Origin of the sequence: Rhodococcus artemisiae (genome assembly GCF_036327795.1) — a bacterium.
GTDB lineage: Bacteria > Actinomycetota > Actinomycetes > Mycobacteriales > Mycobacteriaceae > Rhodococcus > Rhodococcus artemisiae.
The window spans coordinates 63,589-85,582 of sequence record NZ_JAUTXY010000002.1 but is presented as its reverse complement, the minus strand read 5'-3'; the positions used below and the strand labels follow the sequence as shown (position 1 = coordinate 85,582).

Below are 21,994 nucleotides of genomic sequence, written 5' to 3'. Positions count from 1 at the left end.
CGTGTCGGTGCCGGCAGACACAATGCCGGATGAACCACCGACCACGTCGATCGAACGGATAGAGGACCGCGCATGACGCCCTGGCCCGACCGCCCCCTCTGCGCGTTCGACCTCGAAACGACCGATCGTGACCCGAGGACGGCCCGCATCGTCAGCGCGTGTGTCGCGACGTTCGACGGCGAGCACATCCACTCACGCACGTGGCTGCTCGATCCGGGCATCCCGATTCCCTCCGAGACCATCGCCATCCACGGCATCACCGACGAACTCGCCCGCACCCGAGGCATGGACTACCGGGCGGGTTATCTCGAGATCCGCGAAGCACTGCTCGACGCGTGGGCTCGCGGGCACATCGTCGTCGCATTCAACGCGAGCTACGACTTGACGGTGATGGATGCCGAGGGGAAACGGCTCGGACTTCCCTCGCTCGTGTTCGGGCTGGTCGCCGATCCGTATGTCATCGATCGTGAGATGGACCGCAAGCGGTCGGGCAAGCGGACTCTCGCGGCGGTGTGCGACGCGTACGGGGTGACGTTGTCGTGCGCGCACGAAGCCGAAGCGGACGCACTCGCCGCGGGGCACCTCGTCCGCGCGCTCGTCGCCCGTTTCCCGCAGCTCGCCGAGCTCGACATCATGGCCGATCAGGCCGCGTGGCACGCCGAACGACAGCGGAATTTCGCCGAGTACCTGGAAGGTCTCGGCCGCGACACCACCGACGTCGACGGCGGTTGGCCGTTACGCGGCGCGTCGAACGTCGATGTGCTCGAACGCCCCGCGAACGCCGTCGCCGAGCCGTGGACAACACGCCTTCGGCGGCGGGCCCGAGAATTCTTCCAGCGGATTCGTCGCAGGTAGGGCGCCGAGCTAGATCCCGCGCCCCGGGTTGAGGATCGAGGTGGGGTCGAAGGCGACCTTCACCTTGCTCATCAATTCACGCTCCACCGAACCCACCATCCGCTCGAGGTACGGCTCCTTGAGGACTCCGATGCCGTGCTCGCCGCTGATCGATCCACCCAGTGCCAGACATTCCGCCACCATCTCGTCGAACGCCAATCTTGCGCGTCGAGTGTGGTCGTCGTCGGCTGCGTCGAACACGATGGTGGGATGCAGGTTGCCGTCGGCGGCATGACCGAAGGTGCCGATCACGAGGCAGTGCTTCTGAGCGATCTGCTCGATCGCCGACAGCATCTCGGGCAGTCGCGGGATCGGAACCGCGAGATCGTCGAGCAAGGTGCTGCCCTGTCGTTCGAGCGCGGTCAAGGCGACCCGGCGTGCCTGCATGAACTCTTCACCCTCGACCGGGTCGTCGGTGTCGTACACCTCGGTTGCCCCGACCTCCGCGCACACAGCGGCACATGTCTGTGCCTCCGCACCGGCATCTCTGCCGTCGCACTGGATGAGCAGGAGGGCTCCTGCGGATTCGTCGAGACCCATGTGCGTCATCTCGTTGACGGCAGCGATGGTGGTGCGGTCCATCAGTTCGAGCAGACAGGGTTCGGCGCGGTCGCGGATGGCCAGCACCGCGTCGATCGCCTGCGCCGTCGACGGGAATGCCGCGACGACCGTCGACGCCGCGGTCGGTGCTGCTCTGAGCCGCATGGTGGCCTCGACGATGACGGCGAGTGTCCCCTCCGATCCGACGAGCAACTGGGTCAGGTTGAGCCCGGCGACATTCTTCCTGGTCACTGCACCGGTGTGGATGATGCGCCCGTCGGCGAGTACCGCTTTGATCCTGGCCACGTGGTCGGCGGTGACGCCGTACTTCGCGCAGCAGGTGCCGCCCGCGTTGGTTGCGAGGTTGCCGCCGATGGTCGAGATGGCGCGGCTTCCGGGGTCGGGTACGTACCAGAGTCCGTGTTCGGCGACCGCGGCCGCCAGGTCGCCGTTGATCACGCCCGGCTGCACCGTCGCGGTTCGCGCGGCGGTGTCGATGTGGAGGATCTTGTTCAGCTTCTCGACGCTGAGCACGATGCATCCGTCGAGCGCGTTCGCGGCGCCGGCCAGGCCGGTTCCTGCTCCGCGCGTCACCACGGGCACACCGTGTCGGTGGGCCCACTTCATCGTTTCGACCACGTCGTCGGTGTCGCGTGCCCGGACGAGCGCCAGCGGCATTCCCGCCTCGGTCAGCAGCGACTGGTCGCGGCGGTACGCGAGCATCCGATCAGGGTCGGTGACGAGCGCGTCGCCTAGTGAGCTGAACAGGTCTTCGATGTGCACGGAACCAGCCATTCGAATATTGTCAGACAAGTACACTGGACAGTCAAGAATGCGATTGCCGCGGCGTGGAAGAATCGCGCACCGATTCGACAGTGGAGCGGAGGGGCCGGAGATGGCGGGACGGGTCAGAACTCTGTCGATCGTCGATGCCCTGACCGACGAACTGCGGGGGCGGCTGTTCTCCGGCGAGCTCGCGCGGGACGACACACTGACCGAAGCCGAAGTCGCACGGGTCTACGAAGTGGCGCGGCCGACGGCGAAAGCGGCCATCGAGAAGCTCGTCGGCGAAGGGCTACTCCAGCGCAGCGCCCACAAGACCGCCCGCGTACCGAAACTGGGCCCCGACGACGTCCGCGACATCTACAACACTCGTGCGCACCTGGAATCCACGGCACTGCGCTACCTGGCGCAGGGCTCATTCGTTCCCGACTCTGCCGTCGCCGCAAACGGCGAGATCTCCGCGATGACCGACAGCACACCGCTGTCGATCGTCGAACCCGACATGCGGTTCCACACCTCACTGGTGGACGCCATGGGAAGCCCTCGGACGAGCAGAATGTTCGGTTCTCTCGTCTCCGAGGTGCGATTGTGCATGGTCCAGGTCCAGGGCCAGCACCTGCTGACCACCGCGAGTATCGCTGCCGAACACCGTCGGATACTCGAGGCGGTGGCCTCCGGAAACGGCGAGCTGGCGGTCTCGATCCTCACCGACCACCTCGGGCGCGCACGCGAACGCCTCGCCGCAGCGCTCGGCGGCGTCCCCGGCCCGGAGGCCGACCTCCCCGCACCGGCCTGACGGAATGCCTGCTCCTCAGAGCAACAGCCCTTGGCGACGCGCCTCCACGACCGCTTCGTGACGACCGTGCACCTCGAGTTTGGCCAGAATATTGCGCACGTAGCTCTTCACAGTCTCCGGACTCAAGGACAGCCGCTCGGCGATCTCGGCGTTGCGGCAGCCCAAGGCCACGTACCCGAGCACGTCCCGTTCACGCGAGGTCAGGTGGACGGTCGGTGTCGGCATCCCCGCCCCGCCGAGAGCTCGCAAGTTGTCTTCGATCTCCTTCAGCCGCGATTCCAAGTCGGGGTCGTCGGCCGCGGCCGCAATCTCACGCAGCTCCAGATAGCTTGCGGTGATCGTGTCGGACACCGTGCGTGGTAGCCGGTCACCGCGTTCCGGCTCGACGCCTTCTCCGACGTTGCCGAGCAGCGCCACCCGACGATCGACTTCGTCTCGGATCTCGATCTCCCGCGCCAGCGCGCGGGCCGACTGCACGATCTGGTCGGTGACGGCGTCTCCGATGGATCGGGGTGTCCGGAGACCGCCGTACATCGCGGCGCGGGTCTTCCCGCGCACTACGACAGGTACCGCCAGTAGCGACTCGATCCCTTCACCCGCGACGGGCTTGTCGTAGTCGTGGGTGATGCGCGGGGAGGTGAAGTAGTCGGCGACCGAGCCCGGACGCTGCTCTGCGATCGCCCGCCCACCGAGTCCCCGTTCGGAACTGATCACGAGGTTACGGAGGAAGCGTCCACGAGTTCCGACATACCCGGACAACACCAGGTCGGCGCCGTGGACGGTACCTCCGAACAGTATGGGAAGTTCCGTCGCCTGCTTCAGCGACCGCAATTCGGCGCGAAGCGTGTCGACGTCACTCGGCCGAAGCAGATCGGCCCGATTCGCTGCACTCACTGGTCGGCTTTCCTCCTCCGAACACCCTCTTTCTAGGGTAGCGGCGCCGATTCCATGATTCGTAGCCTCGACGGGATCCGGTGTTGTGACGGTCACACGCGACGCCGACTTTCCCGATGATCCCGGAGGTTTCCGTGTCCACCGCACTCGACAGCTCTGCCGCGCCCGCCAACCACAGCCAGCTCAGCCCGCTGCGTTTCCTCGAGCGTTCGGCGTCGGTGTTTCCCGATCGCACCGCCATCATCTACGGCGACCGTCGGTACACATACGCGGAGTTCGCCGACGAGACCCAACGACTCGCCAGGGTCCTGAAGAGCCGGATCAAGCCCGGCGACCGGGTGGCCTACCTGGCGCCGAATGTGCCCGAGACTCTCATCGCGCATTTCGCGGTGCCGCTTGCCGGCGGTGTGCTCATCGCGTTGAATTCCCGGCTCGCCGGTCCGGAACTCGACTACATCCTGGGTCACGCGGAGGCGTCGCTGCTCTTCGTCGATTCCGAGTTCGTCGGCTCGCTCACCGGCGTCGATGTCCCGACACTCACCGACATCGTCGAGATCCCGGATTCGACGGTGCCGGCGCCCGAGGTTCCTGCCGGTGTGATCACCGCGCGCTACGACGAGTTCCTCGCGCTCGCCGATTCGCTCGACGACAGCCCGCTGCCCTGGAGCGTCGACGACGAACTCGGCGTCATCACGCTCAACTACACATCGGGCACGACCGGGAAACCGAAGGGCGTGATGTATTCGCACCGCGGTGCCTACCTCAACTCGCTCGGCGAGACCTTCCACAACGGGTTCACCGGACAGAGCAAATACCTGTGGACGCTGCCGATGTTCCATTGCAACGGCTGGTGCACGCCGTGGGCGGTCACCGCGGCGGGCGGCACGCACATCTGCCTGCGAGCGGTGCGCGCCGACGCGATCTGGGATGCGATCGACAACTTGGGCGTGACCAACCTGTGCGGTGCTCCCGCAGTGTGCTCGACCATCGCGAACGCCGAGCAGGCGCACCCTCTCGACCGGCCGTTGCACATCACCACCGCGGGTGCGCCGCCGTCGCCGACGGTGATCGCACAGCTCGAATCGATGGGCATCACCGTCGTGCACGTCTACGGCCTGACCGAGGTGTACGGCCCGTACACGATCTGCGAGTACCAGGACTCGTGGGACGACAAGACCGGCGACGAACGCGCCGCGCTGTTGTCGCGACAGGGCGTCGGCATGCTGCAGGCCGAAACAGCGCGGATCGTCGACGACAACATGAACGACGTGCCCGCCGACGCCGAGACCATGGGTGAGATCGTGCTGCGCGGCAACAACGTGATGCTCGGTTACTACAAGGATCCCGATGCCACCGCCGAGGCGTTCAGGGGCGGCTGGTTCCACACCGGCGACCTCGGTGTCATGCATCCCGACGGATACATCCAGCTCAAGGACCGCGCCAAGGACATCATCATCTCCGGCGGCGAGAACATCTCGACGGTCGAGGTGGAACAGGCGATCATGGCTCATCCCGCGGTGATCGACGTCGCCGTGGTCGGTGTTCCCGACGAGAAGTGGGGCGAACGGCCGAAGGCGTTCGTGATCCTGAAGAAGGAACAGTCGGTCGCCGCGGACGACCTCATCGCCCACACCCGCAGCCTGCTGGCGGGCTACAAGGTCCCCCGCGACATCGTCTTCCCGCTCGAACTGCCGCGCACCTCGACCGGCAAGATTCTCAAGTTCGAACTGCGTGCGGCGGAAACTCCGAGGTCTTGACGTGGCGAGGGTGCGGACCTTGGATACTCGGTAGCTATGACGCATGGATCGGTTCCCACTCGTCGCACCGAGGCGGCGGGGCCTGATCCCGCCCAGTTCCGGGTGCACGTTGTCAGCCAGGCAATCAGGCTGTTCTCGCAGCACGGCTACGAATCGACGACCGTCGAGCAGATCGCTGCGGCGGCGGGAGTCTCGCGTCGCACGTTCTTCCGGCAGTTCCGCTCCAAAGAGGACGTGATCTTCGCCGACCACGAGTCGCTGCTCGAACAGGTGTCGGAATACCTGTCGCGCGACTTCGACGACCCGTGGGCTGCCGCCTGCGACGCCGCGCAACTCGTGTTCGGTTACTTCCGCGACCGGCGCGACCTGTCGGTGTGGCGGTACCGGGTCGTGCAGCGGGTGCCCGCACTGCGCGATCGCGAACTCGTGACGACCTACCGCTACGAGCGGTTGTTCACAGAGTTCCTGCGCCAGGCGGTGCCGGGCGAGAAGCCCATCCGGATCGTGAGCTTCGCCGCAGCGGTGACCTCGGCGCACAACTTCCTGTTGAGGGCGATGATCCGCGGCGACGACACCGCGACCGCGGAGGTCCTCGATCGGGAGTTGTACGACATCAGGCGCACGTTCGGCGTTGTTCCGGGTGCAGACTCGCCCTCCACCACCGAGGCACCACGTGCCGTGACGGTGGTGACATATCCCGCGGGAACGTCGCCGGCCGAGGTCGCCGAAGAAGTGCGGCGCACGCTCGGCGCATAGCGACTTCTCGCTGCGCTGGGCCACCTTTACCATTGACCTGGCACTCAGTGCCGTGGTTAGAATTGGAGGATTCCGCGACGTTGCGCCCATCAGCTCAGATATTGTGGGCGCAGATCCACCCTCTGGAATGGCACCGCGTGCCGATAGGAGTTCCGACCCCATGGCCCTCAACGCCGATTTCGATCTGTTCAAGCTCAGCGAAGAACACGACGCGCTGCGCGAGGCGATCCGCGCACTCTCCGAGAAGGAGATCGCGCCTCACGCGAAGGATGTCGACGAGAACTCCCGCTTCCCGCAGGAGGCGCTCGACGCACTCAACAAGTCCGGCTTCAACGCCATCCACGTCCCCGAGCAATTCGAGGGTCAAGGCGCCGACTCCATCGCCGCGTGCATCGTGATCGAGGAAGTCGCCCGCGTGTGTGGGTCCTCGTCGCTGATCCCGGCCGTCAACAAGCTCGGCACCATGGGACTGATCCTGCGCGGCTCCGACGAACTCAAGGCCAAGGTCCTGCCGGACATCGTCAACGGAGCGATGGCGTCGTACGCGCTGTCCGAGCGTGAGGCCGGCTCCGACGCCGCGTCGATGCGCACCCGCGCGAAGGCGGACGGCGACGACTGGATCCTCAACGGTTCCAAGTGCTGGATCACCAACGGCGGCAAGTCCACGTGGTACACGGTCATGGCCGTGACCGACCCCGACAAGGGCGCCAACGGCATCTCGTCGTTCATGGTCCACAAGGACGACGAAGGCTTCGTCGTCGGACCGAAGGAGAAGAAGCTCGGCATCAAGGGCTCCCCCACCGCCGAACTGTACTTCGAGAACTGCCGTATCCCCGGCGACCGCATCGTCGGCGAGCCGGGCACCGGATTCAAGACGGCTCTCGCAACCCTCGACCACACCCGCCCCACCATCGGTGCGCAGGCCGTCGGCCTCGCCCAGGGTGCGCTCGACGCCGCGATCGCCTATGTCAAGGATCGCAAGCAGTTCGGCCGCCCGATCTCCGACAACCAGGGTGTGCAGTTCATGCTCGCCGACATGGCCATGAAGGTCGAGGCGGCCCGCCTGATGGTCTACACCTCTGCCGCTCGCGCCGAGCGAGGCGAAGGCAACCTCGGCTTCATCTCGGCCGCCGCCAAGTGCTTCGCGTCCGATGTCGCCATGGAGGTCACCACCGACGCCGTTCAGCTGTTCGGCGGCGCCGGCTACACCACGGACTTCCCGGTCGAGCGCATGATGCGCGATGCCAAGATCACGCAGATCTACGAGGGCACCAACCAGATCCAGCGCGTCGTCATGTCGCGCGCTCTGCTTCGCTGACACAGGTCGGTTAGGTTTGGACCAGCTCGAACATCACACTGATCAGGAGTCTTCGTAGTGGCTGTGGAAAAAGTAGGCGTCATCGGCGGCGGCACCATGGGTGCCGGTATCGCAGAGGTGTGCGCGAAGGCCGGTAGCGACGTGCTCGTCAAGGAGACGACCGAGCAGTTCGCCGAAGCCGCGCGTGACCGTCTCGCGAAGTCGATCGGACGCGGCGTCAAGTCCGGCAAGATCACCCAGGAGGACGCCGACGCGATCCTCGCTCGCATCAAGGTCACGCTCGATATGGGTGAGTTCGCCGACCGCGACCTCGTCATCGAGGCCGCACCCGAGATCGAGTCCCTGAAGGTCGAGATCTTCGCGGAACTCGACAAGATCGTCAAGCCCGAGGGAATCCTCGCAACCAACACGTCGTCGATACCCGTGATCAAGATGGCGCAGGCGACGCAGCGTCCCGGCAAGGTCGTCGGCGTCCACTTCTTCAACCCGGTGCCGGTGATGCCGCTCGTCGAGATCATCTCGGCACTCACCACCGACGAGGCCGCCGCCGACACGGTGTTCGAGTACGCCAAGAACACCCTCGGCAAGACCGCCGTGCGCGCAGGCGACCGCGCCGGCTTCATCGTCAACGCACTGCTCATCCCGTACCTGTGCGACGCGGTGCGGATGCTCGAGTCGGGTTACGCAACAAAGGAAGACATCGACGCCGCGATGAAGGGCGGCTGCGGTTACCCCATGGGTCCGCTGACGCTGCTCGACACCGTCGGACTCGACATCGCGCTCAACGCCGCACAGTCGCTGTACGACGAGTTCGCCCAGCCGAACTACGCGCCGCCGGCACTACTGCGTCGCATGGTCGAGGCGGGCCGTTTGGGCCGCAAGACCGGTGAGGGTTTCTACAGCTACAAGTAGTCCCCCAGCAGTATCTGTCGAGTCCTGTCGGTCCACTCCGGACCGGCAGGACTCGCATTTGTTCCACTCCTTCATATCTCACGATCGATCCCACCTGCACGGACAGATACAACCCGAACGCCGAAAGGTTGCACCTGTCCGAAGCTGTTGTGGCAATCCACGACCGGGACCTGAAATCCTCTCCATCCGCTCTGCTATCGTCACGCCCGACATATCGGGGGATTCTGTCGGGGGGACAGTCGTGACGTTGAAAGTAGATCCGCAGGCGCTTCGTGCGTTCGCCGCATCCGTCGGAGGCGCAGCCGACGCCATCGGGGAATCGGATATCGGTGCCCCGTACGCACACTCGCAATCAGCACTTCCCGGGACCGGATTCAGCGACACCGGTGCGCGCGGGCACCTTGCGACCGCACAAGCACTGGCCAACATCCGCCAACGCCTCCTCGAAGTCACCGACATCTCGAACGGCGCGGCAGACGACTACGAGATCGCCGAGGCCGACTTCGTCGCAGCACTCGCGGCGATGGACCTCCCCCGGTGAGTCCCGGCGTCTCTGCCGTCGAAGCCTGGAACCCTGACGCCCTCCGCACAACCGCCGACGGGCTCGACACGATCGTCGACTCACTCGACGACCGCATGAAGGGCCTCCTCAACGATCAGGATGTCCTCGCCGAACAGTGGAAAGGCGACGCCGCGAATGCCGCAGCCCTCCGTGTGGTCCGGGAACGTTCACTCGGCAGCGCTATCGCCGGGGCCCTCCTGCAGGTCGCCGGTGCCTATCGCACCGGGGCACCGATCGTCGAAGGCGCCCGGATGCACGTAGTCGGACTAGTGCGGGCTGCCGAACATCAATCGTTCACCGTGCACGACAACGGCATCGTCGACGCAGCAAACCAGATCTCACTTCTTCGCGCTCTGCTGCCACCGGGCGCGACCTACGACACCGCGTGCCTCCAGCTCGAACGCCAGGCCGCCGAGCTCAGTGTCGCGTTGGTCGACGCACTCCAGCAAGCCACGACAGCCGCCAACGACGTAACGGGTCGCATCAACAACGCAATCGCAAGGTTGGAGGACGCAGCCTCAGCTGCGACACCCGGAAAGCTCGTCAAGTCCGACCACGGTGAGTTCTCCTGGGTTCCTGACTGGTCTGCCACCACCGCGTCCTCCACTATCGGGTTCATGGCCGACTCGACCAAGGAGGGACTGAAGGCTGCAGCTCTATCCACAGGTGACGACGTCGCACGTGGCATAGCCAGATCGCTCGGCCCGGCGGCCGCAGCTCTGGGTACTGTCCCAGCAATCGTCAACGACATCGAGGGTGGGATGGATCCCGCACAGGCAATAGTCACAGAAGGTGCAGGATCCGCCGTCGGATTCGTCACAGCAATGGGTGGAGCAAAAGCAGGCGCGGCGCTCGGCACCCTTATCGCGCCGGGCGCCGGCACCGCAGTAGGGATAGTTGCAGGCGCGTTGGCTGGAGGCGCATTCACCTACCTGACTTCCAAATCGCTTCAGTCAATATGGAATTGATCCGTGGCTACAACCTTCGATCAGGGAAAGGTGTCGCAGCATGCACGCACAGAAGTCCAGGTCTGAAGCAGCGAAACCGGGGAAAATCGGTGTCGATGGTGTTCGTCAGGCATGGATTCAACCATTCCGTCCACTAGTGTTGGTTTTCTCAGCAGCGATGCTGCTTTTCGCTTTCGTTGTCATCACATTTACGGTCGAGGGTTCCGGCCGCAGCGATACGCCTACGACTGTGGCTTTCACGGCCGGAGGAGCCATGCTGGTATGCGGATCATTGTATGGAGTCCAAGAAGCGGGATTTCGAAAAATTGGCCGTCCTCGGCGACTGCGCCGACAACACGCACCCGAGCACGGTTACGGGGTTAGAGTCCCGACGACTCGGGTGTTGATCCCACTCGCCGTCTCCTTACTGATCGGATGCGCTGTATATTCGGGCGTCGCTTCTCTCAGCTGGTTTCTCGGCGCGGAGGAATCGCTATTGCCATCCGGACGTAGCACCGAGAGCGGGGCCGCATTCATGACGGTGTGCTCGATCGGCTCCGTGATTGGCGCGCTCTTGCTTCTGATCATCAGGATCGACACTGTCGTGACGATCTACCACGATGGTGTCGAGCGCTATTCTCTTCGTCAATTCCCATTCTTTACAAGAAGATACCGAATATTTCTCGCATGGCATGAGATCGAACGGATCGATGCCGGAAGCCTCGCGCATCAGCCTGTGATCGAACTGCACACCGCATCTCCTCTCCAGGCCCGCCAGCAAACACCACACGACACAGAGCACAAGATCACCCTGTTGGCTCATGTACTCGTGACCGAACCCAATACACTTCTCGCGCTGCTGAAACGCCTTCACGAAAACCCGGACGACCGAAAACTCGTCAGCGAGCCGAACGCAGCCGAACTACTGAGACCCCCTCCAATACGCGAACGCTTCCGATCAGCACGCACCCGGAAGGCAAAGAAATGAGACCTCCGAACCCGACTCCGGAAGCCCTCCGAACGTACCTCGAAAGTCACGAAGTCGAGCTCATCGCCTGCCCTCCCGAGGAACCGGGATACCCACACGTCACGATCCCAACTCCGGCCGGGTGGACCCCCGTACCCAACGAAGTATTCCCCCACGCATACGCGGTCCTCGTCGCGCCCGAACACACAGAAGACGGATGGACACCCAACGCGGTGCTGCTCCATGGCCGCCTCTCACGTTGGCGCCCCACCGACGAACTTCTCCGTGCCGCCGCATCCGAATGCCGTTCACTTCCCGAGTGGTCCGAACAGCAGTCCGACAGCGGCGACTTCGATTCCCATCGTTCGGTTGTCACGCGAGGCATCTACCGCGTCGGCGATGCCTGGTTCGACGCAACAACTCGATTTCTCGTCGTCGACGCCGAATACGACCGCTACCTGACCCAGCTGACGGTAACCACTCGCGCTCACCCCGATGCGGGACTCGCCTCCGCTGCATCGACTATTCACAACGGGTTGACAGTTGTGCTGGACATCCCCGCCCGAGCGGACCGATAGACACCCGGCCACGACACTGTTCATTCCGAGGCCATGCCCATCCCCGCCTGGCCTCGACGCTTCCGCCCCTTCAGTTTTGCGGCGAGTTCGGCATCCGCGTGCGGTTTCCTCTTCTTCGCCACCCACGGGAAGAACACCGCCCCTATCAGCCTCTGCGACTGCAGCATTGGTGACGCTGGTCGGCGCTGTCATGATCTATGCCTGGGCAACGCACGCAGACGCAGTCTTGATTCCGCGCGACGAAGTGGCGGAGCATGTTCCGTTCATCGCCTTGACCGCCGTCTCGACACTGGTGATCGCACTGCTTCCGCTGGGAATCCGAGGCACCACCGTGCTACGGGTGTACGAGGACGGAATCGGACGTCGCGTGAGGATCCGCAGGCTCCTGGTACACACGTACGACACCTCCGTGAAGTGGACGACATCGAGGATGTCGCGGCCGACGTCTTCCTCGTCCATACAAAGGCCCCACCATCTGCAATCCGATGATCCGCCTCCCCGTGCCCGGCCCGGTACCCACCGTGAAGCTCGTGCCGTTCGACGAAGTGAACGAGGTAGCCATCAGTGCGGATGTAATCGTTGCCGAGCCCAACACTCTCATCGAGTTGATCCGCCGACCCGCACACAAATCGTAGGCCGGAGGCTACGATCGAACTCATCGGCCGGCACGCATCTGCTGTCGGCGTGGCGGAGTGGATCTCCGCAAACGAGCTGTGCTGCAAAGTAAGTGCGTGCGGTACTTCCTGCGGAAACCGAAATTCAGGCCGAGACCGTGGAGTTGATATGACCGACAGCTGGCTTTCCCGCGACCCGTTCGACGACATCTTCGAACGATTCTTCAGCTCCGGCGGACTCCGTCAACCGCAGGTACAGCGTGTGGACCTGAGTCGGCTGCTGAACGACGATGCCAAGCAGCTGGTCGCCGAGGCCAGGAAGGCAGCCACGGAGTGGGGTAGCGCGGAGCTGACCCCCGAACATCTCCTGTATGCCGCCACTCTCGACGACCCGACCCGCGGTGTGATCAGTGGTCTGGGGCTGGATCCCGATGCGGTCGCAGAACAGATGCGCTCCCTTGCCGGTGGCGAAGGCAACGAGGGCGAGCAAGTGACGCTGAGTCCTGCGGCCAAGCGTGCACTACGGGTTGCCCAGCAGCAGGCAGGACAGTCGGGTATCAGCTACATCGGTCCCGAGCACATCCTCTACGGGATTGCCGCGAACAGCGAGAACCCGGCTGCTCATGCGCTGGCCGGCGCCAAACTCGATACCGGCGGTCGGCGCGACACATCGCAGAGCACGACGCCCACACTCGACGAGTACGGCAGAGACCTGACCGCTGAGGCGCGCGCGGGCAACGTGGACCCTGTGGTCGGACGCGCCGACGAGATCGCGCAGACCATCGAGATCCTCTCCCGTCGTCGTAAGAACAATCCGGTCCTGATCGGTGATCCCGGCGTGGGCAAAACCGCGATCGTCGAGGGTTTGGCGCAGCGAATCGTCAACGGGGACGTACCGTCGACGCTGGCCGATCGACGCGTCGTCGCGCTCGACGTCGGTTCGCTGGTCGCAGGTAGCAAGTATCGCGGCGAGTTCGAGGAGCGGTTGACGAAGATCCTCGACGAGGTTCGGGAACACTCCGACGAACTGATTCTCTTCATCGACGAGTTGCACACGATCGTCGGCGCGGGCAGTGGTGGCGAAGGTTCGATGGATGCCGGCAATCTCCTCAAGCCGGCCCTCGCGCGCGGAGAGTTGCACGCGGTCGGCGCGACCACGATCGACGAGTACCGCCGCTACATCGAGAAGGACGCGGCGCTCGAACGGCGGTTCCAGCCGGTGATGGTGTCCGAGCCGTCGGTGGACGACACCATCGAAATTCTGCGCGGACTGATCGACGTCTACGAGGAACACCATCAGGTGCACTACACCGACGAAGCACTGGTGGCTGCAGCCGAACTGTCCGACCGGTACATCACCGACCGCTTCATGCCCGACAAAGCGATCGATCTGGTCGATCAAGCCGGGGCTCGAGTACGTCTGCGCACCAAAACGCCCGATGCGGACACCCGTTCGCAAGAGGAAGAACTGGCACGACTCGAGCGGGAGAAGGACACTGCGGTTGCCGCCGAGGACTACGCCAAAGCCGGCGAGTTGAAGGACGAGATCGCTGCCCTCGAAGAGCGCGTCGGATCGAGCGGCTCGGCGTCGACACCGCAGGTCGAGGTCGTCGACATTGCCGAAGTGATCTCGCGACAGACCGGCATCCCGGTCTCCGAACTGACAGCAGAAGAACGCCAACGGCTCCTGGACCTCGAGGACGTGCTCCACGCTCGCGTGGTCGGGCAGGAACAAGCAGTCTCAGCAGTGGCCGAAGCGGTGCGAAGGGCGCGCTCAGGTCTGTCCGACCCGAACAGGCCGATCGGCTCGTTCCTGTTCCTCGGCCCCACCGGGGTCGGCAAGACCGAACTCGCGAAGGCGCTTGCTGCGGCCGTGTTCGGTGATGAGGACCGGATGATTCGCTTCGATATGAGCGAATTCCAGGAGAAGCACACCGTCTCCCGTCTGGTCGGGGCTCCCCCGGGCTACGTCGGGTACGAGGAGGCAGGACAACTCACGGACAAGGTTCGCCGTCAGCCGTACTCGGTGGTCCTGTTCGACGAGATCGAGAAGGCGCACACCGATGTGTTCAACGTGCTTCTTCAGCTCCTCGACGACGGCCATGTCACCGACGCGCAAGGCCGCACAGTAGATTTCAAGAACACCATCGTCATTCTCACCAGCAACATCGGGTCCGATCTCATCCTGGCCGACACCAGCGGCGACATCGAGACGCTGACCCCGAAGCTGATGGAGCGACTGCACTCCCATTTCCGGCCCGAGTTCCTCAACCGTATCGATGAGACGGTGGTGTTCCACCGGCTCGACAAGGCACAGCTGCGCGAGATAGTCGACCTGATCCTCAACGGGACCCGGCGACGGTTGCGAGCCCAGGACGTCGATCTGGACATCACCGAGAGCGCGGTCGACTGGCTGGTGGACACCGGGTTCGCACCGGAGTTCGGTGCTCGCCCGTTGCGGCGCACCGTCCAGAAGCAACTCGACAACAGGCTGTCGAACCTGCTGCTTGCCGGAACGCTCGGCGCGGGAGACACGGTGCGAGTCGACACCGGTCCTGATGGTCTGGTGCTCGAGACGGTCACCGGTGGAGACGACAAGCAAGATCCCGAGGGCGACTCATCGGCGGAGGACTGATCAGCTATCGGTCTCCCCATGCACCCGGTCGTGCAGCGCCTCCATCTTCACGTCGAGGTCACGGGCGGTTTCTGCAGCAACGCGGAGTTCCTCACGCAGTGCATCCGGCACCGCGCGGTCGTGCTTGTAATAGATCTTGTGCTCGAGACTTGCCCAGAAGTCCATCGCGACCGTGCGGATCTGGAGTTCGACGTAGACCGACTCCATGCGGTCGGACATGAACACGGGGATCTCGACGATCACGTGGACACTGCGATAACCGTTCGGTTTGGGCCGGGCGATGTAGTCCTCGATCTCGACCACACCGACGTCACCCTGTCGCGTGATCATGTCCATGATGCGGTAGACGTCCGAAGTGAAGCTGCACGTGATGCGAATGCCGGCGATGTCGCGAACATGCTCACGCACGCCTTCGAGCGTCTGGGGAGCACCCTTGCGGCGCGCCTTCGCAATGATCGACTCGGGCGACTTGAGTCGCGACTTGACGTGCTCGATCGGGTTGTAGTCGCGGGCGTAGGTGAACTCGTCGCGCAAGATGTTGATCTTGGTCATCATCTCGTCGATGCCGAACTTGTAGACCATGAGAAACCGAGTGAGCTCGCTCTTCAGGTCCTGCAGCGATACCGGCGGCCGAGCGGAGGCATCCTCCGGCTCGTCGGGTAGGGGCACGCCCTGTTCAGGACCGTCCACCGTCGTTGTCACTCGGTTCCTCCTCGATGTGTTCCGCTATCGAGTCTGCCAGCTCCTCACGGCGGGGCTCGGTTCTCGCTCGCAATATCTGCCGCAACGTGCGCGGATACACACCTGTTTCACGCCTCGCCTTCTTACGAGTGATCAGCACACCCACGAGGGCGAGCACCCAGATCGGGTATTGAGCGAGCCACGCGACCCGGAACGAATCGAAGCCGTATCCGCCGAACGCGTCGAGCAGTACACCCATCGTCTGGACGACCAGCAACGTCGCGAGGAAGCCCCCGATGTTGACGATGCCCTGTGCGGTACCGAGCGCAGTCGACGGGTTGAACGTGCGTGCATAGTCGAATCCGACCATCGAACCCGGCCCGCCGACAGAGATGACGATGATGAGCAGCACCAGCAGCCAGATCGGCGCGGGTCCTGGCAACGCGAGCACCACCGTCCAGGCGCTCGCGCACGCGATGATGATCGACAGCACGAGCCACGATCGGTGATTCGGGAAGCGGCCGGTGAGAATACCGAGAATCGGACCGGCTGCGATCGCGGTGGCCACCGATACCGTGAGCATCGAGCCGGCTGCCGCGGCCGACAGGCCCTGCGCGGATTCGAGGTACGGCACACCCCACATCAAGGCGAACGTGGTCACCGAGAACTGGGTGCCCATGTGGGTGAAGAACCCCAGCCGTGTACCCGGTCGACGCCACACGCCGCCGATCTGACCGAGCACATTGCGCAGTCCCGCCGCCGGGACCTCCAGGTGTTCCCCGGTCGGAGCGTTCCGTACGACCGCGACCACCAGGACGCAGGCAATGACCCCCAACGCCGCGGCGCTGGCGTAGGCAGCGGTCCACCCCTGACCGGACAGGATGAGCACGAACGGAACAGCCGACAACACCTGTCCGAGTTGCCCGAGGATGCCCGTCAACTGCGACACCACCGGAACCCGGCGCGGAGCGAACCACACCGGGACCAGCCTCAGCACCGAGATGAACGTGAGAGCGTCACCGACCCCGACGAACACACGACCGGCGTACGCGATGGGCAGCGAGTCGGTGACAGCGAGCACGAACTGGGCCACCGCCATGATGGCGGCACCCAACGCGATGACCTTGCGCGACCCGAATCGATCGAGCAGAACTCCGGCGGGAATCTGCATGCCCGCGTAGACGATGAGCTGCAACACCACGAACCCGGACAACACGGACGGGGAGATGTCGAAGCGCTCGGTCGCGGCCAGACCCGAAACACCGAATGTCGTGCGGTGCAGGACCGCGACCAGGTAGGCGAAGACACCGACACCCCAGACCAGCCATGACCTCATGGGATATACACGATACGCCGGAGTTCGTTAGGTCGGTTAACTACTCTCGTCCGAGCGACACCCACGTCGGGTCCGAAGCCCGCTCACCGACCACCTCACCCGCGAGAGCGTCGAGACGCGCGACGTGCTCGTCCGACAGCGTCACATCGAGTGCGCCCGCGTTTTCGGTGACGCGCCCAGCGAAACGGGTACCGGGGATCGACACCGACGGCAGAGCGAACGCGCGAGCCTTCGCATCGAGCCATGCCAGAGCAACCTGCGCGACCGTGGCGTCGGTCTCATCAGCGACGGCGCGCACCTTCGCACGCAGCTCCAGGTTCGCGGGAAGCGCTCCTTCTGCAAATCGCGGGAACCGGTGCCGCAAGTCGCCGTCCCCGATCTGTCCCGGCGCGAACGCGTCGGTCAGCAAACCGCGGCTGACCGGCGAGAACGGCACGAAGCCGATCCCGAGTTCGGCAGCGGTCGGCACCACATTGCGTTCCACATCGCGCGAGATGATGCTCCACTCCGACTGGATCGCGGCGATCGGGTGCACGGCGTGCGCGCGCCGCAGCTCCTCGCCCGTGGCCTCGGAAAGACCGAGGTGGCGTACCTTCCCCGCCTTGACCAGCTCGGCCATCGCACCGACGGTCTCCTCGATCGGAACCTCGGGATCGACGCGGTGCAGGTAATACAGATCCACCACGTCCACACCGAGCCGCTGCAGCGACTCGTCGATCGCCTCGTGCACGTAATCGGGGCGTCCGTTGATCGACCGGTTGTCCTTCCCGAGGCCCCCGACGAGACCGAACTTCGTGGCCAGCTGCACCTCGTCGCGGCGATCACTCAGCAGCTTCCCGACGACCTGTTCACTCGTGCCGCTGCCGTAGATGTTCGCCGTGTCGATGAAGGTGACGCCGATGTCCACCGCGTGGTGCAGTGTCGCGAGAGCCTCGTCGAGATCGACCGCCCCGTAGACCGGGGCAACGGACATGGCGCCGTAGCCCTGGGCGCTGACGGTCAATCCGGGTGCGAGCTCCACGGTGGGGACGGGCATCGAGCACTCTCCTCGAGTAGACGAACACAGAACACGACAATCACTACACGACAATCTCTCCGATCCTTCCGCACATTGCCCCGCCGCGCAGGTTCGAGAATCACCGTGATTCGAACCCCGCCGCGCCTAGGCTGGATCCATGGCGATCGACTGGACCGAAATGCAGCGCACCGCCCGAAGTGAATTCGACGCGCGGCTCCCCCGAATCACCGACTGGTCCGCTCCCACCCCCGACACCGAGTGGACCGTCGCCGACCTCGTACGACACATGGTCGACGAACAGCGGTGGGTCGCGCCGATCCTGGAAGGGCGCACCCTCGCCGACGCGGAGGCCACACTCGAACCGATCCGCGACGACCTCGCCGCAGAATGGCACCGATACGCGGAGAAAGCCACCGCCGCGTGGGAGGCCACCCCGCTCGACGCGAACGTGCACCTGTCGTACGGCACCGTGACCTGCCTCGAATACCTCAAACAGCAGGTGGGCGACATCGCCGTGCACACGTGGGATCTGGCACGCGCCGTCGGTGGCGGCGACCGGCTCAACCCCGGTCTGGTCGATGCGGTGTGGTCCGAGCTCGAGCTGCAGCGTGACATGCTTGCGTCGAGCGGATTGTTCGCGCCTCCCGTCCCGATAGCCGACGACGCTCCCGTGCAAGACCGGTTGATCGCCCTCACCGGTCGCGATCCCCGACAGCCGTGACCCCCCGAAAGCAGAGAACGCCATGAGCGACCGGTCCTCCTCCGGCACCCCCGACATCAAGCCCCGCAGCCGCGACGTCACCGACGGCATGGAGAAGACCGCATCGCGCGGGATGCTGCGCGCCGTCGGGATGGGCGACGACGACTGGGCCAAGCCGCAGATCGGTGTGGCCTCGTCGTGGAACGAGATCACACCCTGCAACCTGTCGCTGGACCGTCTCGCGCAGTCTGTGAAGGACGGGGTGCACGCGGCCGGCGGGTATCCGCTCGAGTTCGGAACCATCTCTGTCTCCGACGGCATCTCGATGGGTCACGAGGGCATGCACTTCTCCCTCGTCTCCCGCGAGGTGATTGCCGACAGCGTGGAGACGGTCATGCAGGCCGAGCGGCTCGACGGATCGGTGCTGCTCGCCGGGTGCGACAAGTCGCTGCCCGGAATGCTCATGGCTGCCGCGCGGCTCGACCTCGCCTCGGTGTTCCTGTACGCGGGTTCGATCCTCCCCGGCATCGCGAAACTGTCTGATGGCACTGAACGCGACGTGACGATCATCGACGCGTTCGAAGCGGTCGGTGCGTGCGCGCGCGGGTTGATGTCCGAAGAGGATCTCGGCGCGATCGAGCGCGCGATCTGTCCCGGCGAGGGCGCGTGCGGCGGGATGTACACGGCGAACACCATGGCCAGCGCCGCGGAAGCACTCGGCATGTCGCTTCCGGGCAGCGCGTCACCGCCTGCCACCGACCGCCGTCGCGACGGGTTCGCACGACGCAGCGGACAGGCCGTCGTGGAGATGCTGCGGCGCGGCATCACCGCGTCCGACATCCTCACCAAGGAAGCCTTCGAAAACGCTATCGCGGTGGTGATGGCGTTCGGCGGATCCACCAATGCCGTGTTGCACCTGCTCGCGATCGCCCACGAGGCCGACGTCGATCTCACGCTCGACGACTTCGTGAGGGTCGGCGCACGCGTCCCGCACCTCGCCGACGTCAAACCGTTCGGTCGGCACGTCATGAAGGACGTCGACCACATCGGCGGAGTTCCGGTGATCATGAAAGCCCTGCTCGATGCCGGTCTTCTGCACGGCGACTGCCTCACCGTCACCGGCGCGACCGTCGCGGAGAACCTGGCGGGGATCGCGCCGCCCGATCCCGATGGAAAGGTGCTGCGCGCGCTGAACGACCCGATCCATCCCACCGGCGGCATCACGATCCTGCGTGGATCCCTCGCACCGGGTGGCGCGGTGGTGAAGTCTGCGGGCTTCGACGAGTCCGTCTTCGAAGGCACCGCGCGGGTATTCGAACGCGAACGTGCGGCGATGGATGCCCTCGAGGACGGCACCATCACCGCGGGCGACGTGGTCGTCATCCGCTACGAAGGCCCCAAGGGCGGCCCGGGGATGCGTGAGATGCTCGCGATCACCGGCGCCATCAAGGGCGCAGGCCTCGGCAAGGACGTCCTGCTGCTCACCGACGGACGATTCTCCGGCGGCACCACCGGCCTGTGCGTCGGGCATGTCGCGCCCGAGGCCGTCGACGGCGGCCCCATCGCGTTCGTCCGCGACGGCGACCGGATCAGGCTCGATGTTGCGAACGGTCTGCTCGATGTCCTCGTCGACGACGCCGAAACAGCGACGCGGCGACAGGGCTGGAAGCCACTGCCGCCGCGCTACACCAAGGGTGTACTGGCGAAATACACGAAACTCGTCGGGTCCGCATCACAGGGCGCTGTGTGCGGGTGACCACTCCGGTCAGATCGGCCGGAACCCCGCACCGGCGCCACCGCGCGCATCGATGTCGGCCATGATCACGTCGATGTTCGTGCCGACCTCGGGACCGACGCACGGCGCCAGCAGGTAGGCGTTGACCATCGCGACCAGGGTGGTACCGACGACGAGCGGTGCACCCGAATCGCCCTCGATGACGCAGACCTGAGTCCATGTCTCCTGAGCGCCGAAGACGTCGCCCCACACGATGCCGCAGGTGTTGCCGGTGGTGCGGCCTTCCTTGCAGGCGATGTTCGGGAATCCGGCGGGGGTACCGAGCCCGGTGATGGTGACGTTGCCGATGCGGTTGACCGGGGTGACCCTGTCGCCGTAGAACTCGATGACCGCGTAATCGAGGGTCTCGTTCGTCGACACGATGTGGCCCAGTGTTCCGGCATCGATGGCCTGCTCGGACTTGACCGTCATGCCCGGTTCGCCGCAGTGCGCCGCCGTGAGTCCGACGAGCCGACCGGCCGCGTCGTGTCCGATCGTGGTGAGCGTGCAGTCGTACACATTCTCGTCACCGTGACCGAGCGTGATACCCGATCCACCGCCGAGCACGACCGGAGGGGCAGCCGTGGCTACCGCCGCACCGCTGCCGACCAGGGCAATCGCGGTTGCGAATACCACAGCAAGTCTTTTGAACATCATTCCCCTCCAACGCGGTCTGCCCCGACCGTCTCCGCGGTCAGCGTACTAGAGCGCCGTCACCGTACTAGAGGTTTACGCACTATGCGGGGTTGGAACCGAGACTTTCGAGCGCCTTCCTGGCTTCCTCGAGTTCGCGACTCAACTGCGCGACGCGTTCCTCCACGGTTCGGCGTGCCTCGTCGATCACCGAGTGCACGGCTTCGATCGCGGTCTCGTCGCCGAGTTCCTTGACGGCGCGTTCGACGGCATCGGGCGCAACCGCCGCGGGCTTGCCGATCTTCCGCGTGCCCTGTGCGACAGCGACCGTCCATTCGTTCTCGGGGTCGATCGTGACGGTGATGCTGATGGCTGCGGGCTTCTTGGCGCCTCGTTTGGCCGGGGCCTTGGGCTTGGCGGGCTCGGTGCCGGCCGCAGACGGCGGATTCGCAGGAGTGGAGGTCACGGTGGTCTTCTCCTTGGCTGCCGGCCGGGAGGCGGGCGGTGTGGGTTCGGCTTTCGCAGGTGGAGTTGTTGCTGCGGGGGGCTGTGCCGCCGGAGGCTTCGGGGCGGGTGCCCGGGTCGCAGCGGGCGCCTTCGCGGCGGCCTTTTTCGGCGACGCCTTCGTTGCCACATCTCGGGTGAAGCGCAACTCGTCGGTTTCGAAGGGGAGCTCGTCGTTGACCCCCTTGGGGCGGACGGTGACCGTGGTCCCCTCGATCGAGATGACTCGCGCCGACGTCCCCGGCTCGATCCCCAGACTGGAAATCCCCTCGACGAGATATACCGTGGCGCGGCGCCCTTCCGCGAGGGCGGAGCTCAATTCCGTGAGTTGTTCCTCGGTCAGATGGTCCGCACGTCTACGGGGCGGCATGCCACGTCCTTTCTCGGCTCTGCTG

General features: G+C 64.9%; 22 protein-coding genes. 14 read left to right on the top strand and 8 right to left on the bottom strand.

Annotated elements, in window-relative coordinates; translation table 11 throughout:
* Nucleotides 1-72 precede the first annotated feature (72 nt).
* Nucleotides 73-855, top strand: coding sequence for a 3'-5' exonuclease (locus Q7514_RS04650; protein WP_330132093.1), 783 nt, complete (start codon nt 73-75; stop codon nt 853-855).
* Between the two features lie 9 nt (nt 856-864).
* On the opposite strand, the gene Q7514_RS04645 is transcribed toward Q7514_RS04650, so the two are convergent.
* Nucleotides 865-2,229, bottom strand: coding sequence for an FAD-binding oxidoreductase (locus Q7514_RS04645; RefSeq protein WP_330132092.1), 1,365 nt, complete (start codon nt 2,227-2,229; stop codon nt 865-867).
* 100 nt (nt 2,230-2,329) lie between these two features.
* Here Q7514_RS04645 and Q7514_RS04640 point away from each other — a divergent pair, with 100 nt between their 5' ends.
* Nucleotides 2,330-3,013, top strand: coding sequence for a GntR family transcriptional regulator (locus tag Q7514_RS04640; protein ID WP_330132091.1), 684 nt, complete (start codon nt 2,330-2,332; stop codon nt 3,011-3,013).
* A 15-nt stretch (nt 3,014-3,028) separates the two neighbouring features.
* On the opposite strand, the gene Q7514_RS04635 is transcribed toward Q7514_RS04640, so the two are convergent.
* A complete protein-coding gene (locus Q7514_RS04635) occupies nt 3,029-3,907 on the bottom strand; it encodes a helix-turn-helix transcriptional regulator (protein WP_330132090.1) in 879 nt (292 codons plus the stop codon).
* Nucleotides 3,908-4,023: 116 nt separating this feature from the next.
* Here Q7514_RS04635 and Q7514_RS04630 point away from each other — a divergent pair, with 116 nt between their 5' ends.
* The 8 genes from Q7514_RS04630 to Q7514_RS04595 all read left to right on the top strand — a co-directional run bounded on the left by Q7514_RS04630 (nt 4,024) and on the right by Q7514_RS04595 (nt 11,704).
* Nucleotides 4,024-5,664, top strand: a complete 1,641-nt coding sequence (locus tag Q7514_RS04630) for an acyl--CoA ligase family protein (protein WP_330132089.1) — start codon at nt 4,024-4,026, stop codon at nt 5,662-5,664.
* A 36-nt stretch (nt 5,665-5,700) separates the two neighbouring features.
* Nucleotides 5,701-6,420, top strand: a complete 720-nt coding sequence (locus Q7514_RS04625; RefSeq protein ID WP_330132088.1) for a TetR family transcriptional regulator — start codon at nt 5,701-5,703, stop codon at nt 6,418-6,420.
* Nucleotides 6,421-6,580: 160 nt separating this feature from the next.
* Complete coding sequence (locus Q7514_RS04620) at nt 6,581-7,738, top strand: acyl-CoA dehydrogenase (protein WP_132475676.1); 1,158 nt, start codon at nt 6,581-6,583, stop codon at nt 7,736-7,738.
* Nucleotides 7,739-7,801: 63 nt separating this feature from the next.
* On the top strand, nt 7,802-8,650 hold the full coding sequence (locus Q7514_RS04615; protein ID WP_330132633.1) for a 3-hydroxybutyryl-CoA dehydrogenase: 849 nt from the start codon (nt 7,802-7,804) through the stop codon (nt 8,648-8,650).
* Nucleotides 8,651-8,891: 241 nt separating this feature from the next.
* The gene (locus Q7514_RS04610) at nt 8,892-9,191 is read left to right on the top strand and encodes a hypothetical protein (RefSeq protein WP_330132087.1); all 300 of its coding nucleotides are present in this window, start codon (nt 8,892-8,894) and stop codon (nt 9,189-9,191) included.
* Nucleotides 9,188-10,180, top strand: a complete 993-nt coding sequence (locus tag Q7514_RS04605) for a WXG100 family type VII secretion target (RefSeq protein WP_330132086.1) — start codon at nt 9,188-9,190, stop codon at nt 10,178-10,180. Before Q7514_RS04610 ends, Q7514_RS04605 begins: the two co-directional genes overlap by 4 nt.
* A 40-nt stretch (nt 10,181-10,220) precedes the next feature.
* On the top strand, nt 10,221-11,147 hold the full coding sequence (locus Q7514_RS04600; RefSeq protein WP_330132085.1) for a hypothetical protein: 927 nt from the start codon (nt 10,221-10,223) through the stop codon (nt 11,145-11,147).
* Nucleotides 11,144-11,704: an LpqN/LpqT family lipoprotein gene (locus Q7514_RS04595; protein WP_330132084.1), complete on the top strand. Its 561-nt coding sequence runs from the start codon at nt 11,144-11,146 to the stop codon at nt 11,702-11,704. Before Q7514_RS04600 ends, Q7514_RS04595 begins: the two co-directional genes overlap by 4 nt.
* A gap of 195 nt (nt 11,705-11,899) precedes the next feature.
* On the opposite strand, the gene Q7514_RS04590 is transcribed toward Q7514_RS04595, so the two are convergent.
* Nucleotides 11,900-12,163, bottom strand: a complete 264-nt coding sequence (locus Q7514_RS04590; protein ID WP_330132083.1) for a hypothetical protein — start codon at nt 12,161-12,163, stop codon at nt 11,900-11,902.
* Between the two features lie 26 nt (nt 12,164-12,189).
* On the opposite strand from Q7514_RS04590, the gene Q7514_RS04585 reads away from it, so the two are divergent.
* Together Q7514_RS04585 and Q7514_RS04580 are read left to right on the top strand one after the other, a co-directional pair.
* Nucleotides 12,190-12,339: a hypothetical protein gene (locus Q7514_RS04585; RefSeq protein ID WP_330132082.1), complete on the top strand. Its 150-nt coding sequence runs from the start codon at nt 12,190-12,192 to the stop codon at nt 12,337-12,339.
* A 148-nt stretch (nt 12,340-12,487) separates the two neighbouring features.
* Nucleotides 12,488-14,953 carry an ATP-dependent Clp protease ATP-binding subunit gene (locus Q7514_RS04580; RefSeq protein WP_330132081.1) on the top strand — a complete coding sequence of 822 codons (2,466 nt, stop codon included), beginning with the start codon at nt 12,488-12,490 and terminating at the stop codon, nt 14,951-14,953.
* Here the strand turns inward: Q7514_RS04580 and Q7514_RS04575 are convergent, their stop codons facing one another.
* The 3 genes from Q7514_RS04575 to Q7514_RS04565 are packed head-to-tail and all read right to left on the bottom strand — an operon-like array spanning nt 14,954 to nt 18,006.
* On the bottom strand, nt 14,954-15,655 hold the full coding sequence (locus Q7514_RS04575) for a GTP pyrophosphokinase (protein WP_330132080.1): 702 nt from the start codon (nt 15,653-15,655) through the stop codon (nt 14,954-14,956).
* Nucleotides 15,630-16,970 carry an MFS transporter gene (locus Q7514_RS04570; RefSeq protein WP_330132079.1) on the bottom strand — a complete coding sequence of 447 codons (1,341 nt, stop codon included), beginning with the start codon at nt 16,968-16,970 and terminating at the stop codon, nt 15,630-15,632. Before Q7514_RS04570 ends, Q7514_RS04575 begins: the two co-directional genes overlap by 26 nt.
* A gap of 40 nt (nt 16,971-17,010) precedes the next feature.
* Nucleotides 17,011-18,006, bottom strand: coding sequence for an aldo/keto reductase (locus Q7514_RS04565; protein ID WP_330132078.1), 996 nt, complete (start codon nt 18,004-18,006; stop codon nt 17,011-17,013).
* A 139-nt stretch (nt 18,007-18,145) separates the two neighbouring features.
* Here Q7514_RS04565 and Q7514_RS04560 point away from each other — a divergent pair, with 139 nt between their 5' ends.
* A complete protein-coding gene (locus Q7514_RS04560; protein WP_330132077.1) occupies nt 18,146-18,709 on the top strand; it encodes a TIGR03086 family metal-binding protein in 564 nt (187 codons plus the stop codon).
* Nucleotides 18,710-18,731: 22 nt separating this feature from the next.
* Nucleotides 18,732-20,444, top strand: a complete 1,713-nt coding sequence (gene ilvD / locus Q7514_RS04555) for a dihydroxy-acid dehydratase (protein ID WP_330132076.1) — start codon at nt 18,732-18,734, stop codon at nt 20,442-20,444.
* 9 nt (nt 20,445-20,453) lie between these two features.
* Here the strand turns inward: ilvD and Q7514_RS04550 are convergent, their stop codons facing one another.
* The gene (locus tag Q7514_RS04550) at nt 20,454-21,116 is read right to left on the bottom strand and encodes a chymotrypsin family serine protease (protein WP_132475673.1); all 663 of its coding nucleotides are present in this window, start codon (nt 21,114-21,116) and stop codon (nt 20,454-20,456) included.
* Nucleotides 21,117-21,198: 82 nt separating this feature from the next.
* A complete protein-coding gene (locus tag Q7514_RS04545) occupies nt 21,199-21,969 on the bottom strand; it encodes a DUF6319 family protein (RefSeq protein WP_330132075.1) in 771 nt (256 codons plus the stop codon).
* Nucleotides 21,970-21,994: the final 25 nt, after the last annotated feature.

Bases quoted from the DNA above. Each gene is read 5' to 3' on its own strand.
- Q7514_RS04570 (WP_330132079.1), bottom strand. From the start codon at position 16,970: ATGAGGTCATGGCTGGTCTGGGGTGTCGGTGTCTTCGCCTACCTGGTC.
- Q7514_RS04595 (WP_330132084.1), top strand. From the start codon at position 11,144: ATGAGACCTCCGAACCCGACTCCGGAAGCCCTCCGAACGTACCTCGAA.
- Q7514_RS04630 (WP_330132089.1), top strand. From the start codon at position 4,024: ATGATCCCGGAGGTTTCCGTGTCCACCGCACTCGACAGCTCTGCCGCG.
- Q7514_RS04650 (WP_330132093.1), top strand. From the start codon at position 73: ATGACGCCCTGGCCCGACCGCCCCCTCTGCGCGTTCGACCTCGAAACG.
- Q7514_RS04550 (WP_132475673.1), bottom strand. From the start codon at position 21,116: ATGTTCAAAAGACTTGCTGTGGTATTCGCAACCGCGATTGCCCTGGTC.
- Q7514_RS04645 (WP_330132092.1), bottom strand. From the start codon at position 2,229: ATGGCTGGTTCCGTGCACATCGAAGACCTGTTCAGCTCACTAGGCGAC.
- Q7514_RS04640 (WP_330132091.1), top strand. From the start codon at position 2,330: ATGGCGGGACGGGTCAGAACTCTGTCGATCGTCGATGCCCTGACCGAC.
- Q7514_RS04560 (WP_330132077.1), top strand. From the start codon at position 18,146: ATGGCGATCGACTGGACCGAAATGCAGCGCACCGCCCGAAGTGAATTC.
- Q7514_RS04585 (WP_330132082.1), top strand. From the start codon at position 12,190: ATGATCCGCCTCCCCGTGCCCGGCCCGGTACCCACCGTGAAGCTCGTG.
- Q7514_RS04590 (WP_330132083.1), bottom strand. From the start codon at position 12,163: ATGGACGAGGAAGACGTCGGCCGCGACATCCTCGATGTCGTCCACTTC.
- Q7514_RS04565 (WP_330132078.1), bottom strand. From the start codon at position 18,006: ATGCCCGTCCCCACCGTGGAGCTCGCACCCGGATTGACCGTCAGCGCC.
- Q7514_RS04600 (WP_330132085.1), top strand. From the start codon at position 10,221: ATGCACGCACAGAAGTCCAGGTCTGAAGCAGCGAAACCGGGGAAAATC.
- ilvD (WP_330132076.1), top strand. From the start codon at position 18,732: ATGAGCGACCGGTCCTCCTCCGGCACCCCCGACATCAAGCCCCGCAGC.
- Q7514_RS04625 (WP_330132088.1), top strand. From the start codon at position 5,701: ATGACGCATGGATCGGTTCCCACTCGTCGCACCGAGGCGGCGGGGCCT.
- Q7514_RS04545 (WP_330132075.1), bottom strand. From the start codon at position 21,969: ATGCCGCCCCGTAGACGTGCGGACCATCTGACCGAGGAACAACTCACG.
- Q7514_RS04620 (WP_132475676.1), top strand. From the start codon at position 6,581: ATGGCCCTCAACGCCGATTTCGATCTGTTCAAGCTCAGCGAAGAACAC.
- Q7514_RS04580 (WP_330132081.1), top strand. From the start codon at position 12,488: ATGACCGACAGCTGGCTTTCCCGCGACCCGTTCGACGACATCTTCGAA.